Genomic DNA, 14,458 nt, shown 5'->3' on the forward strand with positions numbered 1-14,458 from the left:
TACGGTATTCCTCCATAAAAGAAGATAAACTATAATTGAAAAACAGAAAAAAACTCGATAAATTATTTCAAGAAAGGATGGGGACTTAGTATCTTTATCCCATCCAATTTTCAGCAAGCTAATTTTATCCAACAAGTATAATTAGATTCATTAGATTCAACAATCTTATTTTTCCCAAATTTATAAGATTTCGCATATGTGTATAAATTTGACCATTTTTCTCTAAATTATCTCAGATGTGACGTAATATCATCGGATTTAGGCATTTACCAACATCGTATATTTATTTTGATTTGTCGACTAAAACCAGCATATTTATATTGTTTTATACATTATTCCCGCTACTCTGGCAATTAGGATAAGTTTCCATATAGATAAAGCGAACTTTATGCATAAATGAATGTGAATTCCTACATGTTTTTCATATAAGGATCGAGTAAGGCATCTTTTTACGATATTGTAGAAGGATCTACTTTAGATTAAAAAAGAATTTACATGGCAACTTATCCTTAATTTATATAGTCATATAAAGCAATTAAATAATAATTTAATAATAATATTTCATTGCTTTCCTTGAGTGGACGGAGGAATTGAAATAACCAGATTAATCACTTTATTGTTAGTTTTTCTTATCCTGGTATTAAGCTCTGGTATCGGAACGGCGGATGAGATTTTCGTCCAGTCAGGTGAGTCCATACAGGCTGCTGTGAACAACGCAGTTTCAGGTGATGTAATAATCGTAAAGCCAGGTACCTATACCGAAAACATCAACGTAACAATACATAATCTGATAATAAAATCAGAGTCTGGAAATCCTGCAAATACAATAATAATGGCTAAAGACCCGGCTTTAGATGTATTCAATATAGAGTCTAATAAGGTCACGATTAGCGGATTTAAAATAATGGAGGCAAATAAAGACCATGCAGGGGTCTATATGTATAAGTGCAAGAACTGCACTGTTGAGAATAATCGATTGATAAATAATACTATCGGAGTATATCTGAATACGTCGGATTACAACACAATTCTTGGAAACCTCATTGGAAAAGGCGATAAAGGAATCGACATTCAGCAATCCAACTATAACACAATCTCCGAGAATAGGGCTTCAAAAAACAGGTATGGGATCTTTGCTCCGAATTCTGAGGGAAACGTTTTCTCAAATAATACGCTTTCGGAAAACAAGGATTATGGAATACTTCTTTCAACTGGAGTAGGCAATACCCTGTCAGAAAATAAAGCTTTCAATAATGGCAGAGGCATACACCTAGGTAATTCAGATAACAATAAGATCTCAGACAATAATATTACTTCAAATGAGGTTTATGGGCTTTTTGTCTGTCCTAAAAGTGACGAAAACAGTGTTCTTAATAATTACTTCAATAATACTGTCAACGCTATACCTAATAACGGAACCGGCAATATATATAATATCGAAAAAACCCCGGGTACGAACATTGTAGGTGGACCCTACCTTGCAGGAAACTACTGGGCAAAGCCTGATGGACTGGGACACTCGGAGATTACGCCTGATGCAGATGGAGACGGCATTGCTGACAAAGTTTACAAACTTGAAAACAGTGACTACGTTGATCGTGGGCCTCTGGTAGCTGCCAATATTCAGGAACCGGTTCTTCCGGTTGCAAATTTTAGTGCTAATGTTAGCAGCGGTCGTCCTCCACTTTCGGTCCAGTTTACTGACCTTTCGGAAAATGAAAGCGAGGAAAACTGGGATTTTGAAAGCGACGGAAATCCCGATTCGGCGGATGAAAACCCTGTCCATACCTTTACAGCGCCTGGAACCTATACCGTGAATCTCACTGTAGGTAATGAAAACGGGACTGCTTCAAAATCGTTCATAGTAAATGTTATGGAAGAAAATGAAAAGCAAAGTGTAGTCACGAGCTTACCTGGATTTAAATTGATTTATGGAATTTTCGGTTTGCTTGCTGTTTACCGGTATAGAAAAAGATGAAAATCTCTGAAAAGAAAAAGGATAAAAAATTAAAGATTAAGGAAGAATACGAATAAAAAACGAGAGTGGGGTATAATGGGCTCATTGAAGAGCTTTGACAGGCTTGTAAAGGAATATGATGCCTGGTATGAGAAATATAAACTTGCATACGAGTCCGAACTCCTTTCCCTGAGAGCTTTTCTGCCCGAAAATCTAGAGAAACTGAAAGCCCTTGAAATCGGAGCTGGCACAGGCAGGTTCGCCTCGGTTCTCGGAGTCGGGCTAGGGCTTGAACCGGCACGGGCTATGGCAATGCTCGCAAAGCAACGCAGACTGGAAGTCGTGCTTGGAGTTGCAGAGTTTCTTCCTTTTAAAAAAGAGAAATTTGATCTTGTTTTAATCGTTACTGCACTTGCTTTTTTTGAAAATCCGAACCAGGCACTCAGGGAGACTCTGAGAATCTTAAAGCCAGGCGGACAAATACTAGCCGGAATCCTTGATAGGGATAGCCTTCAGGGCCGCTATCTCGAATCAGGGAATAAAAAAGGCAGGTTTTTTTCGAAAGCGCATTTTCTTTCGACAGCCGAGGTATCTTCAGATCTGGCAAAACTTGGGTTCGAAAGGCTTGAGATCTGTCAGACTCTCTTTAAACCGCCCGGGGAAATAAAGGAAATCGAAATTCCGGAAAAAGGTCATGGAAAAGGAAGTTTTGTAGTGCTTTCTGCCAGAAAACCTGTTCAAGAACATGGAGATTGAGAATCAATTTCTTGTACTATATTTCTGTTAAATATTGCCTAGATTAAACTCAAATGAATTTTTTACATTCAAGAGAATACTTTTCGACAGCTAATGATGCTTATATATGCTTATAAAGCTTAAATATTTCAGGCATAAATCTTCCGGTTCTTTCTTTATATGGATTATAATCTGGATACTTTAGAATAAGCAGTTTTTCTTCGTATCTGGACTTGAAATAGTAAAAAACTAAGGATATAACTGCTACTCCTATGCTTCCTGAAGTTCCTATCAGGAATGCAATTCCAAAGGACATCTGAATAAAACTGCTGTATATAGGATGGCGAATATATGCATAAACTCCACTTGTTACCAGTTTGGCAGAGCTATTAGGCATGGGGTAAGCACTCAATTTTAATTTATTGACAGAACCATGCGCTTTATTAGCCATAATGAATAAAGTAAAGGCAAATGTTAATAATAAATACCCGATTGGTCTTAAAAAAGTATATCTGATCTGTTCTACAAAAGCGCTGAGGGGAAACAAATACCATAATCCCCATTGAATAGCCATAATTATTCTTTCCTCTTTTGTATCTTTCATTCCAGATCAATTCCAGTTAGACAGTAGAGTTTACAATGTCTTACTTTAATTGAGACCTTAATCATGTTTTAATTTTTAAATCTTTAAGTATCCATTTTATGTTTTATTTCTCTTAGCCTTTGTTTTCCTACTTGAACAATTTTCGTCAGTTCCTGATACTCACTCAAGGAAATCAAGTTTCCTGGACAGAGAGTTTTTATGCTATTTCCATCCGAATACAGAAGAAGCCCATTCCAGGCTGCAAAGTGAGAACCTGAAAGGTACTCACAGGGCAGTTCCCATCTTGAGTCCACGTTTTCAAAGCCTTCAAAGCGATAAAAAGTAATCCCGTTTTTGAAGACTTTTGTAAATTTAAGGAGTTTACTGTCCATGTTCTCATCCAGTTTGCAATTAAACTAGCCACAAAAAAGGAAAATAAAACAACTTTGCCATTTTTAAGGAAAGTTTTTAAGGAAATTTAAGGAAATTTTTTAGGAAAATTTTTGAGGTAATATTTTAAGGTAATTTTTAGTAATTTTTGTGGGTTTTGAGGTAATTTTAAAGGAATTATAAGGGGTTTTTAAGGAAATTAGTTATCCCCTTATCGCGAAAAAGAAATTAAAAATTGAGTTCAGTCACATTTTCTCCTTTTGCACTGGTAACTGTTACGGATATATCTTTGAATTTAGGCACTCCTGTACCTCCAGTTTCATCCGATACCAGCATATTGGACCAGGGACTTTTGGGCATATATGCGATACCTTTGTGAGGAGTTTCGTATCCGGATTCCTCAGCTTTTACCACAACTCTTCCAAAGGAATTTTTTAAAATGACTGTCTCGCCTTTTTTCACGCTCAACTGTTTGAAATCTGCGGGGTCAAGTTTTATGACAGCAGATAGGTTCCTGTATTCTTCCCCAAAACGGTTTTCGAGCATAGCCTTATCCTGAAAGATATCCCTGTAAGTTATGACTTTGACTTTTATTTCGGGAGCTGCAAGAAAAGATCCGAAATCCATCATAGGGCCTCCATGATTTTTTTGAGAATTACTTCATCAGACGGGTTATTTGTCTCAATAGCAGGCTCAAAGTTTACTTTTACCCCGTCCATGCGTATGGCACTTCCCCCTGACTCTACTCCGCTTATTGCGGTATTGACGTAGACCTTTGCATGCTTTGAAGTCAGGGTTTCACAATGGTCCAGAGAGATAACAGGAATCTCCAGCATGTTCTTTGCAATAGATCTAGGAAGGATTGAAAGCGGATCAGAACCTATTATAAGGGCTGCATCTACAGTTTTTGCTTTAAGAGATTCAACGATTGAGTATTCGGGCCCATGCTTTACAGTCCCGTTTTCGAACTTTACGCTGTTCACATATCCTGCTTCTGCAAAGAGGTTTTCGTTAAAGCCCATGGTATTATAATTTCCTACCATGGGTATGAGATGGAAATTTGCTTTCTCATTCAGGATTTTCATAAGCTTGAAAAGAGGCTCAAGGTTTTCAAGCGAGTAAATGAGCCCGCGCCCTACAAAAATCACTCCGAATTTTGCCCCTTTAAGGATATTTGCCAGTTCAAGGATTTTCTTAGGTGGATAATTATAGGAAGTTTTGGGAAGCTTTCCCGAAAGCCCTGCAATTAGGGCATCGATAAATTCCGTATCTCCTTTTGGAGGAATCTGGAAGAAATAGTTCCCGCAGATCTTTGCAGTATGAGACTTTCGGACATCGATTGCAATAGCTGTCCTTTCTTCTTCCCAGCCCCTCTGCTTTTCGCTTCCTCTGGGGAAGTAGGAATGCTTCGAAAGCTGGCGAGGATGGGAGTCCGATGGGTCTGTTCCCCAATATATAATAACATCAGCTTTATTCCTTACATCGTCAAGAGTGCAGGTCTTAAGCTTATCCTGAATGAGAGCCTCAGCTAGAGGGCCCAGGCAGAATGAGGAAGGATCATCAAGAGTAGCATTGATTTTTTTTGCAAGCTCAATTGCTATTTTTTGAGTTTCATTTGTGGAAGTCCCAAGTCCGAAGATCAAAGGATTTCTGGCGTTTTTAAGGATCGATGCAGCCTCATTGATTGCAGTTACCTCATCTACAGGCTTATTATCAACCAGGAATTTTGCTTCACCCCTGGTTTCCTTCATGTGGGCTACCCCTATCCTGCAGGCTGTATAAACTTTGTTTATTTTGTCCTTTTCGGATTCAACCTCAATATCGTCACAAAGGAGTCCACAGCCTGTGCATACATAATAATTTTTCTCCATATCCGCTTCCTCACACAAACTCGATTGCCTCTACAGGGCAAGTCACTATACAGCCATTACAGAGAATTTTGTTCTTTCCAAAGCGGCGGCATTCCTCTAAGTTTTGGGCCTTTACAACTCCATCTTCTATGGTAAGGACCAGCTTATTAACATTCTTGGGAGCATTTCCCGAGCCTACTCCATAGGGATCATTTGCTACATTAGGAGGACAGGCAACCACACAGTTTCCACAGCCAAAACATAGTTCTTCATGTACTATAAGCCCTGTTTCGGTTGCGCCTTCGGAAGGTTTGAAGATTTCACTTATCTTTTCATAGTTTTCTTTATACTTTGATTCTTCCTTAAGGGGCGGGCAGTCCTCAGGTGTGAGCTCGCGGGCCATGAGAGCTACTGCAAACGCCATACAGGAAGTTTTTCCACACTTTTTGCAGTTAGTCTTTGGAAGCATCTGATAGAGTTCCATTGCATTTGTCATTACAGGTCACCCTTGAGTCAAATTTATTATATCAGTTTTCATCAAAGAGTATACAGGCTAAAAATGATTAAAAAGTAAAATTAAGAGTATAAATGAAAACTTATGTCAAATAACCTTTAATTAAATATATATAAGTAATCTTCCTTAAACTCTCGCTTTTTTGTTTTCGGTGTTACTTTTAAGTTGCATCAGAGAATGCCTGGCAAACCCTATGGATTAAGTCAGGTCTTAAGATTTAGATTCCCTTAGGTATACAGGTTTTTGTTTCCGGGTCTCTTAAATCAGAAGATCTCACAAATGGATATCCTTGATCTCCGGAAAATCTCCGGAAACAAATCTGTAAAAAGCCTCTTTGAAGGCAAATAGAATGAATGAACTCAATTTAATTCGCTTTGAAGAAAAGTTCGCAGTGACAGTTTCCGTCCCTTTCAACTTCTTCTTTATGGTAGATGCAGGGACATACGATCTTTCTATCTTCCTTTTCATCTCCTGTAACTATTCTGCAGGGGCAGTAACGCCTTCCGAATTTCTCAAGCTTAACTGTAAGTCCATCAAGTACATAGTCAAGAGCTTCCTTATCCGGATTAAGCCTATAACCTGCTTTGTCTGCATATTTCTGAGTCCATTCATACATTTTTTCCTTTAATTCATTATGATCTGCCATACAAATAACTCCTTGAACTTTAAATTGAAACAATCCTGAATAATGATGAGAAGAACGTGTGAATCATATGTGAATCTACATGAACCCTTTGTAAAATGGGAGTGTTGATAAAGTATGCTAATAAAGTACACTAGGTACTTTTTAGTTGTATGAAATACTTAAGGGAATAACTGAGTATTTAGCATCAGCTTAGCATCAACTCATTATACGTTATATAACCTCTAATTTTGTTCAAGTTATTTATAGAAAACCTTGTCCTGCAGGAATTAACTAGTTTACGCAGTATAACCACTTTTATCTTACTCACGCTGATGTAATCAATTTCATTTCACTAGCGCTCATATAACTAATTTTCTGTTATTATTTGTTATTATTTTCTTGAATTTTCCGTTTGAAACTGGGTTCTCGATTACGAATTAAGTTCTCAAACTATAAATCAATTGGTAATACTCCGGTAATAAGGCAGAACTAATAATGTTAAGGTTTTGTGCATAATCCCCAGCTATCAATTAAAGTGCGCATTGAGCATAAGTCAAACGGGGTTAACGGTTTAAATTTAACTTATAAGGTTAAATTCTGGTTAGTTAGCTAGTTAACGAATAAGAAAGTTAATATATCAATAAATATAAGGTTTGTTATATAAATAAACTGTTGAATTCTGTAGCAAACAAACTGTTAAACTCTGTTATATAAATAGACTGTCATAAATTACCTAATTAGAAACAACTAATAAAAATAAATGAAAACGGATATTCGGAGAATAATAAAAAATGTCTGATTTCTAAAAAATTTAATAAATTATAATAAATTTGGAGAAGCCTTATGAAATAAAGGTTTTGGTTTTGTACAAAACACATATACTTTTATTCAGTTCACAAGAAAAAGTATAGGGATATGCAAAAATAATTGATTTGTAGCTAAGGATATAATTCCGATTAAATGACAAATTAATTGAGAAGTAATTACTTGACCGGTAGTAACAAATTCATTAGTGAGTGATGAATCATCAGTTAGTAATGAACTTATTAGCGATTGATAAACCCATTAGTACTTAATAAAGATAAAAAGGAACAGGGCCATGTGAAAGTAAAAGGTTCATGAACTTGAAAATCATAAAGTCACTCTCAGTTTAAAAAGTCTTTATTGATTAGCTGTACCGAAACTGACTTTTCTGTATGGCAAAATGTCTGGATATATCTTTCATAATATAGTCCAGAAATTACAACTTTCAACTTATATAATTAAACTACGTCGTGACATAATCGTTAACATTCAATATTAAACACATGTATACGGAGTCACCAATCATGCGAATCGGAGTCTATATTTGCCACTGCGGGCTGAATATTGCTGGAGTAATAGACGTACTGGCTCTGCAGGAAATGGCAGCTGAACTGGAAGATGTGGTGCTCGCCCGGGAAGTACAGTTTCTATGTTCCGATTCCGGACAGGAAGGCATCATCAAGGATATAAAAGAAAACAAAATCGACAGGGTCGTAGTAGCTGCCTGCTCCCCAAGACTGCACGAAAAGACCTTCAGGCACGTAATGGAAAAAGCCGGATTGAACCCTTACCTCCTGGAAATGGTAAATATAAGAGAGCAGTGTTCCTGGGTACATGCCGACGACCCTCAGATGGCAACCCAAAAAGCCTTTGATCTTATAAGAATGGGAGTTGCAAAGGCAAAATTCCTGAAAGAATTGAGTGCAACGAGTTCCAGAGCAAGCAGAAATGTCCTTATCATAGGAGGAGGAGTAGCCGGAATCGAAGCAGCTCTAAACCTTGCCGAAGCCGGTTTTCCAGTCACAATGGTAGAAAAGGAATCCACGATAGGCGGTAAAATGGCCCTGATGAACGAGGTCTTTCCCACAAACGATTGCTCCATCTGTGTGCTTGCCCCTAAAATGACGGAAGTTCAGAATCATCCTAATATTACCCTTTACACCTACTCCGAGGTTACCGACATTTCCGGATCTGTCGGCAAATTCCATGTAAAAGTCAAACGCAAACCCAGATTCATACTTGAAGACAAATGCAAAGGCTGTGTCGATCTCTGTGCTGCGGTCTGTCCTGTAGAGATCGAAAATCCCATGAATTACGGAGTCGGGAAGACCAGAGCTATATATATGCCAATTCCCCAGTCCGTTCCGCAGGTAGTGCTCATAGACCCTGACCACTGTGTAGGCTGCGGACTGTGTTTACAGGCCTGTCCTGCCGATGCTGTAGATTACGAGCAAAAACCTGAAGAGATTGAGTTTGAAGCCGGAGCAGTCATTGTTTCAACAGGTTACCAGCTCTTTGATGCGTCCAGGAAAAAGGAGTACGGGTTTGGGAAATACCCTGATGTTATAACAAATATGCAGCTTGAGCGCATGCTTAACTCTGCAGGGCCTACAGGTGGAAGAGTCCTTGTGCCTTCCACAGGCATACCCCCAAAAAGCGTGGCCTTCATCCAGTGTGTCGGGTCAAGGGATAAAACCGTAGGCAATGAGTACTGCTCAAGGGTTTGCTGTATGGCCGCACTCAAGAATTCCCAGATGGTTAAGGAACGCTACCCTGATACTGAGATCACAATCCATTACATTGACATCAGGGCTGCAGGGGAAATGTATGAGGAATACTATACAAGGACGCAGGCAATGGGTGTAGATTTCATCCGGGGAAAAGTTGCCGAAATTTACGCAGGTGAAGACGGCAGGCCTGTACTCCGCTATGAAAATACTCTGGAATCCCGGGTTGAAGAAGAGGCCTGTGACCTTGTTGTGCTTTCAACAGGCTATGAGCCCAGCAAAGCGGCAGAAGGGATAGGCAGGATGTTAAACCTTGCCAGGCGGCCAGACAGGTTCTTTGCAAGCGCCCACCCAAAAATGCGCCCTGTAGATGCTCCTGTTAGTGGAGTTTTCCTTGCAGGTTGCGCCTCAGGGCCCAAAGAGATCCAGGTTTCGATTGCCCAGGGGAGTGCATGTGCATCCAAGGTTATGCAACTCCTCGGAACAGGAGAACTTGAAGCTGATCCTATGGGAGCTCATGTTGATCCTGAAAAATGTATAGGTTGCAGGACCTGCCTTGAGGTCTGCAAATTCGGGAAAATTAAGATTGAGAATAAAAAAGCTGTGGTCGATGAGGTTTCATGTTACGGTTGTGGAGACTGCAGTGCGGCCTGCCCTGCAGGGGCGATCCAGATGCGGAACTTCGAAAATGAACAAATTCTTGCCCAGGTCCGGGCTGCAACTGCGCATAGATCCCAGAGTCCTTTCATTGTGGCTTTCCTCTGCAACTGGTGCAGTTACGCCTGTGCAGACCTGACCGGGATGTCGCGGTTGCATTACCCAACAAACATCAGAGTTATCCGTACAATGTGCTCGGCAAGGGTAAACCCGGAGTTTGTGCTTGAGGCCTTAAAAGGCGGAGCCGACGGAGTACTTGTTGCGGGTTGCAGGATGGACGAGTGCCACTACATCCACGGGAACTTTGATGCAAAACAGAGGATGGATGTCTTAAAGGAAGTTATAGCGGAAATCGGGCTAGACTCCAGACGGCTAAGAACTTTGTGGATCTCGGCTGCAGAAGGAGAACGTTTCTCAAACACGATTACTGAATTTGTGAGGGAACTTGAGGAAATCGGTCCCATAGGAACCGAGCTCAAGCTTGATGAAACTGAAACCGAACTTGAGGAGGTGGCACAGTGAGTGACGAGTACACCGAACAGGAAGCTCACGTCTGCAGAGGCTGCTGCGAGGCCAGAGAAAATGAACTTGCAGAGGCTACAGTAGAAGAGTTCGAAGCCGATGAGTTCGAAGTCGAGGATCTCGAAGCTCAAACCCCCGAGCCTGCTGAGGATGAAACCCAGGAAAAGATCACTGTTACTACCAGCATGGATCTTCAGGGTTCCCATTTTCTCTATACCCAGGCAACCGAAAAATCCATCAAGACTCTGGATTATGATTACAAGCGCTGTAATGGCTGTGGAATCTGTGCAGAAATCTGCCCCACAAAAGCGCTTGAAATGGGACCTCTTCATGAAATTGCAACCGGGCTTGACGCGCCTGCGGTTATGATGGATCTTGAAAAGTGTACCTTCTGCAGGATGTGCTCAAATCTCTGCCCTGTGCATGCCATCACCTTTGAGGCTATAGGAGAAGTTCCTGACGAGAAACAGTACCCGAAGTACGATACCTTTGTTAAGATCAATGAGAAATGCCTCCCCTGCGCGCTCTGTGAGGGAGCCTGCCCTCAGGATGCAATTGAGGTCGAGTTCACCTTCCCGAAAAAAGAAGAGATCGCACCTTTAAAGGAAGGGGCAGAAGGCGAGATCGAAATTAATACGGAGAAATGCAATTTCTGTGGAATCTGCGCCCGGTTCTGTGATGCTTTTATCCTGCTGGAACGTGAGCCCACACCTGATAATCCCGTACCTTTCGAGCAGATCCTTGTTGATGAGGATAAATGCGATTATTGTGTGCTCTGCCAGGATATTTGCCCTGAAGAAGCAATCAAGGTAAAAGGAGAACGCCCCTGCGAGGCTCCAAAGGTTGAAGGAAAAGTTAAGGTAGACGAGCTGAAGTGTACTCAATGTGCCCGCTGCAAAACGGTCTGTCCGTATGAAGCCGTAGATCTGCAAAAACCCATGGAAGGAGAACTGAGCCTTATTGAAACGAACCTGAAGGAATGCGATCCTCAGGGCTGTCGCGGCTGTTTTAATGTCTGCCCCTCCGAACTCTGGTATGTGCCTACAGACCCTGAAGACCCGCGAAAAATTGCTTTTGCAGAGGATTTCTGTACCTATTGCGGAGCCTGTGTTAAAGCTTGCCACCTTGCAGCTATCAAAGTGGAAAGGACTGATATTCACCACACTGAAATTCCTGATACCCCCTGGGCTGCCCAGTGGAGAGACGCAATCGAGTCCCTGAAGACAGGAGTAAGGAAAGGAGTAGACCGTGCAGTACATAGGGAGACCGAGACCCTTAAAGCCCAGAAGTTTATGGGCATAGAGCCCCCTGGAATTGACGAAGAAATGCTTGCAGCCGTGCAGGCAAAGCTTGAGGCCTTAATGCCAGCCCTCAGGAGTGCAAAAGTCAGGAAACTCTGGGAAACCGACTCTCCGAAAAATGCAGCCGCAGCCGTGAAGAAGAAAATCGAAGGTTGAGGGGGCAAAATCCGGAAGCAAAAAGTCAAAGGAAACGCAAAATCCGGAGGTTGCAAGCAATAATTTTAATGAGCTCAGCTTCAGGATTCATACTTTTTTACAACCATTATCGGAACCTCTGAATGTCGGACAACGTATCAGGCAACGCTGCCTAAAAGTAGCCGACTAATTCCGGTTCTGCCAAGACTACTCATAACAATAATTATTCATTTTTCTTCTTCGGCGTACCGGATCAGCTCAGCGACAGGCTGGCCTTCAAGCAGGATAGATTTCACTTTGACGTTTTCCAGCTCTCCGATTCCTTTTACAATTTTTAGGGCCTTGTATCCATCTTTTCTCAAGGTCTCATGCATTCTCTCCCGGTTAAAATCCACAGCTATCGAAGAAAAATACTCCGTAAATATCACATAAACTGAGTAAACCGTCCCTCCGCTCAGTCTGGCAAGTTCTATCTTCTTATTGGTAGCAACCCTTGAGCAGACCGAGCCGTCAGTCGCAATCATTTTTTCTTAAAAGTAACTTTTCTTATACAGAATCTCCATTTATTCATTCACTTGCAAGAAATATAACGCCATCGAATAACGCCATCAGATTTCAGAAAGTGAGAATGCCAAGTACTTTTTGATGTGACAGTTCCAATGAGAAAGTCTCTGAAGTTTAGAAGTCTCAACTGCTTTTAATGATGAAGTTCTGACACTTTTGCTGATAATGAGAAAAATAGATGTTTATTTTTAAACTAAATCTATAATTCATAAAATAGTTTACAGGTATATAAAGAAAAGAAAGGTGAACTTAACTGTATGAGATGATTTCTCAACTTGGAGCCTGTAAATCAAAGGAGGACACATTTAACAGGCGCACTTATTCACCCACATATTACAGTTAGAGAATAAATTGGCCTAAATTTAACATGAACTGATTAAATATCTAATTTAATAGATTTAGAGCTTTATAAGTTGTCTTTTATATATATTTTTGAATATAATTTGGGGCATATAATCAAACAAATTACTTGTGGCCAAATCATCCAACTATCAATGATTCTGAAATAATTAATGATTCGAAAAAAGTATGAAAAAGGGATAGTTTAATAATTTGGTGAAAAAGTTTGGGGTTTATATATAACATACTAGAAATAATTTATGGAGTTCAAAAGTACTTTCCAGGTAACCCGAACTCCATAATAAAAGGATGTTAGTTGGAACATTATTGATAGCCATATTTCTGATTAACATGGGTGATTCCGGCATCAGCATATGTCGACAACGGGTGTTATTGGTATGCTGGAGTTGCCACCGTTAAGAAGGCTACATCAATTCCAACCGGCTGGAACGCTTCTCTAGTTTCAGCTTCTACTACATGGAATAATGCTGGTGCAGACTTCCGCTTTTCTTGGTCGGCGGTGTCCACAAACTATCTGTATTATTCCTCACTTGGGTCAGATGGCCTGATTGCCAGGGCTTATCCGGATGCCGATGGAGATAGAATGGAAGCTTGTTATGTAAGATTCAATAGTGATTATAGTTGGTTAACCTCAGGAGAATCAGGAAAGTATGATGTGCAAAATATTGCCACTCATGAATTTGGATACTGGTTAACTTTAGGTCATCCTCCTGACGATACTGAGGCAACAATGTACGAGTACTCAAAATTGGGGGAGACCAAGAAGAGATCTCTCACTTCAGATGATATAGCAGGTATCAGGTCTATTTATCCTTAAGAGGTGACGATTTATGGCAATTAAAAATAATACAAAATATGGAATTCTTTTAATTGGGTCACTTTCTTTGCTAACTTTAGTTGTTTTAGGTCTGCCAAATGTCTCACATGATAATACCAAACTAGCAAGTAATGCTGATGAATCAATAAAGAGTCCCAATAAACCAATAAACATTCCTATGAGCGGACTACTACAAAAGTACACATATACCGACTTAAATAATCGTTCAGATACTGTTATCATAGGCACAGTTAAGGAAATATTGCCACCTAAATGGAACACTGTCGATGGAAAACGACCGAATAAATCACGTAGTGAGATCATCTTAGAGAACGTAATCTATACTGACATTATTATAAGTGTGGATAAATATGTTAAAAATCCATTATCATCAAACGAGCTTACTGTTAGAACGAGTGGTGGGATAGTTGGAAACGACAGTATGTCAACAGATTATGAACCTAGCCTCAAAACTGGCGAAAAAGTTTTGCTTTATTTAATCGAAGATATCGACCCACAAATCAAGAATATTGGCCCTAAACACTTCACAATTACAGGATATAAGCAAGGGAAGTTCACTTTAACTGATGACGGGCAAGCTATAGGAAGTGATGAAACTATTAGTCAGGAGGAATTATTGAGTACAATTAAAGAATGAGTATAATTGACACAGCTGCTTTTTCATAAAAAAACGTAAGACGAGAGGGTAATTCTTGTGGCATTACCCTCTCCTACACCCTCCGACAATTTAGCTATGACCTGTTTTTCTTTTTATGCGCGCACGATACACGCGCATACATATTGCGCTCGCAAAATATTGGTTTTCAGAAAAATCTCTGTTATAAAGTTATACTGACCAATCCTGTAAAAACATATTACTTTGAATAACCTCGATTGCTATTGTCTTTGGACTTATT

The 14,458-nt window shown here is 40.0% G+C and carries 13 protein-coding genes; 6 read left to right on the forward strand and 7 right to left on the reverse strand.

Annotated elements, in window-relative coordinates:
* The first annotated feature begins 577 nt into the window (after nucleotides 1-577).
* The gene (locus BP861_RS12670; RefSeq protein WP_292376089.1) at nucleotides 578-1,978 is read left to right on the forward strand and encodes a NosD domain-containing protein; all 1,401 of its coding nucleotides are present in this window, start codon (nucleotides 578-580) and stop codon (nucleotides 1,976-1,978) included.
* A gap of 75 nt (nucleotides 1,979-2,053) precedes the next feature.
* Nucleotides 2,054-2,713, forward strand: a complete 660-nt coding sequence (locus tag BP861_RS12675; protein ID WP_292376090.1) for a class I SAM-dependent methyltransferase — start codon at nucleotides 2,054-2,056, stop codon at nucleotides 2,711-2,713.
* A gap of 100 nt (nucleotides 2,714-2,813) precedes the next feature.
* Here the strand turns inward: BP861_RS12675 and BP861_RS12680 are convergent, their stop codons facing one another.
* From BP861_RS12680 to BP861_RS12705, 6 genes are all read right to left on the reverse strand, one after another.
* On the reverse strand, nucleotides 2,814-3,296 hold the full coding sequence (locus BP861_RS12680) for a methyltransferase family protein (RefSeq protein WP_292376092.1): 483 nt from the start codon (nucleotides 3,294-3,296) through the stop codon (nucleotides 2,814-2,816).
* A gap of 83 nt (nucleotides 3,297-3,379) precedes the next feature.
* Nucleotides 3,380-3,667 carry a hypothetical protein gene (locus tag BP861_RS12685; protein WP_292376094.1) on the reverse strand — a complete coding sequence of 96 codons (288 nt, stop codon included), beginning with the start codon at nucleotides 3,665-3,667 and terminating at the stop codon, nucleotides 3,380-3,382.
* Nucleotides 3,668-3,893: 226 nt separating this feature from the next.
* Nucleotides 3,894-4,292: a molybdopterin dinucleotide binding domain-containing protein gene (locus BP861_RS12690; RefSeq protein WP_292376293.1), complete on the reverse strand. Its 399-nt coding sequence runs from the start codon at nucleotides 4,290-4,292 to the stop codon at nucleotides 3,894-3,896.
* Nucleotides 4,292-5,536 (reverse strand): formylmethanofuran dehydrogenase subunit B, encoded by a 1,245-nt coding sequence (locus BP861_RS12695; RefSeq protein WP_292376096.1) that lies wholly within the window; start codon nucleotides 5,534-5,536, stop codon nucleotides 4,292-4,294. Before BP861_RS12695 ends, BP861_RS12690 begins: the two co-directional genes overlap by 1 nt.
* Nucleotides 5,537-5,546: 10 nt before the next feature.
* Nucleotides 5,547-6,011 (reverse strand): (Fe-S)-binding protein, encoded by a 465-nt coding sequence (locus tag BP861_RS12700; protein WP_292376098.1) that lies wholly within the window; start codon nucleotides 6,009-6,011, stop codon nucleotides 5,547-5,549.
* A gap of 382 nt (nucleotides 6,012-6,393) precedes the next feature.
* Complete coding sequence (locus tag BP861_RS12705) at nucleotides 6,394-6,675, reverse strand: ferredoxin-thioredoxin reductase catalytic domain-containing protein (RefSeq protein WP_292376100.1); 282 nt, start codon at nucleotides 6,673-6,675, stop codon at nucleotides 6,394-6,396.
* Nucleotides 6,676-7,982: 1,307 nt separating this feature from the next.
* On the opposite strand from BP861_RS12705, the gene hdrA2 reads away from it, so the two are divergent.
* Nucleotides 7,983-10,364 (forward strand): CoB-CoM heterodisulfide reductase HdrA2, encoded by a 2,382-nt coding sequence (gene hdrA2, locus BP861_RS12710; protein WP_292376101.1) that lies wholly within the window; start codon nucleotides 7,983-7,985, stop codon nucleotides 10,362-10,364.
* 185 nt (nucleotides 10,365-10,549) lie between these two features.
* On the forward strand, nucleotides 10,550-11,821 hold the full coding sequence (locus tag BP861_RS12715) for a 4Fe-4S binding protein (protein ID WP_394339087.1): 1,272 nt from the start codon (nucleotides 10,550-10,552) through the stop codon (nucleotides 11,819-11,821).
* A 206-nt stretch (nucleotides 11,822-12,027) separates the two neighbouring features.
* On the opposite strand, the gene BP861_RS12720 is transcribed toward BP861_RS12715, so the two are convergent.
* Nucleotides 12,028-12,324 carry a universal stress protein gene (locus BP861_RS12720; protein ID WP_292376106.1) on the reverse strand — a complete coding sequence of 99 codons (297 nt, stop codon included), beginning with the start codon at nucleotides 12,322-12,324 and terminating at the stop codon, nucleotides 12,028-12,030.
* A 734-nt stretch (nucleotides 12,325-13,058) separates the two neighbouring features.
* On the opposite strand from BP861_RS12720, the gene BP861_RS12725 reads away from it, so the two are divergent.
* Nucleotides 13,059-13,541 (forward strand): matrixin family metalloprotease, encoded by a 483-nt coding sequence (locus BP861_RS12725; RefSeq protein ID WP_292376108.1) that lies wholly within the window; start codon nucleotides 13,059-13,061, stop codon nucleotides 13,539-13,541.
* Between the two features lie 13 nt (nucleotides 13,542-13,554).
* Nucleotides 13,555-14,199, forward strand: coding sequence for a hypothetical protein (locus tag BP861_RS12730; RefSeq protein ID WP_292376109.1), 645 nt, complete (start codon nucleotides 13,555-13,557; stop codon nucleotides 14,197-14,199).
* The last annotated feature ends 259 nt before the right edge of the window (nucleotides 14,200-14,458 follow it).

The organism is Methanosarcina sp. UBA411 (genome assembly GCF_002495725.1).
In the GTDB taxonomy this organism is placed as follows: domain Archaea; phylum Halobacteriota; class Methanosarcinia; order Methanosarcinales; family Methanosarcinaceae; genus Methanosarcina.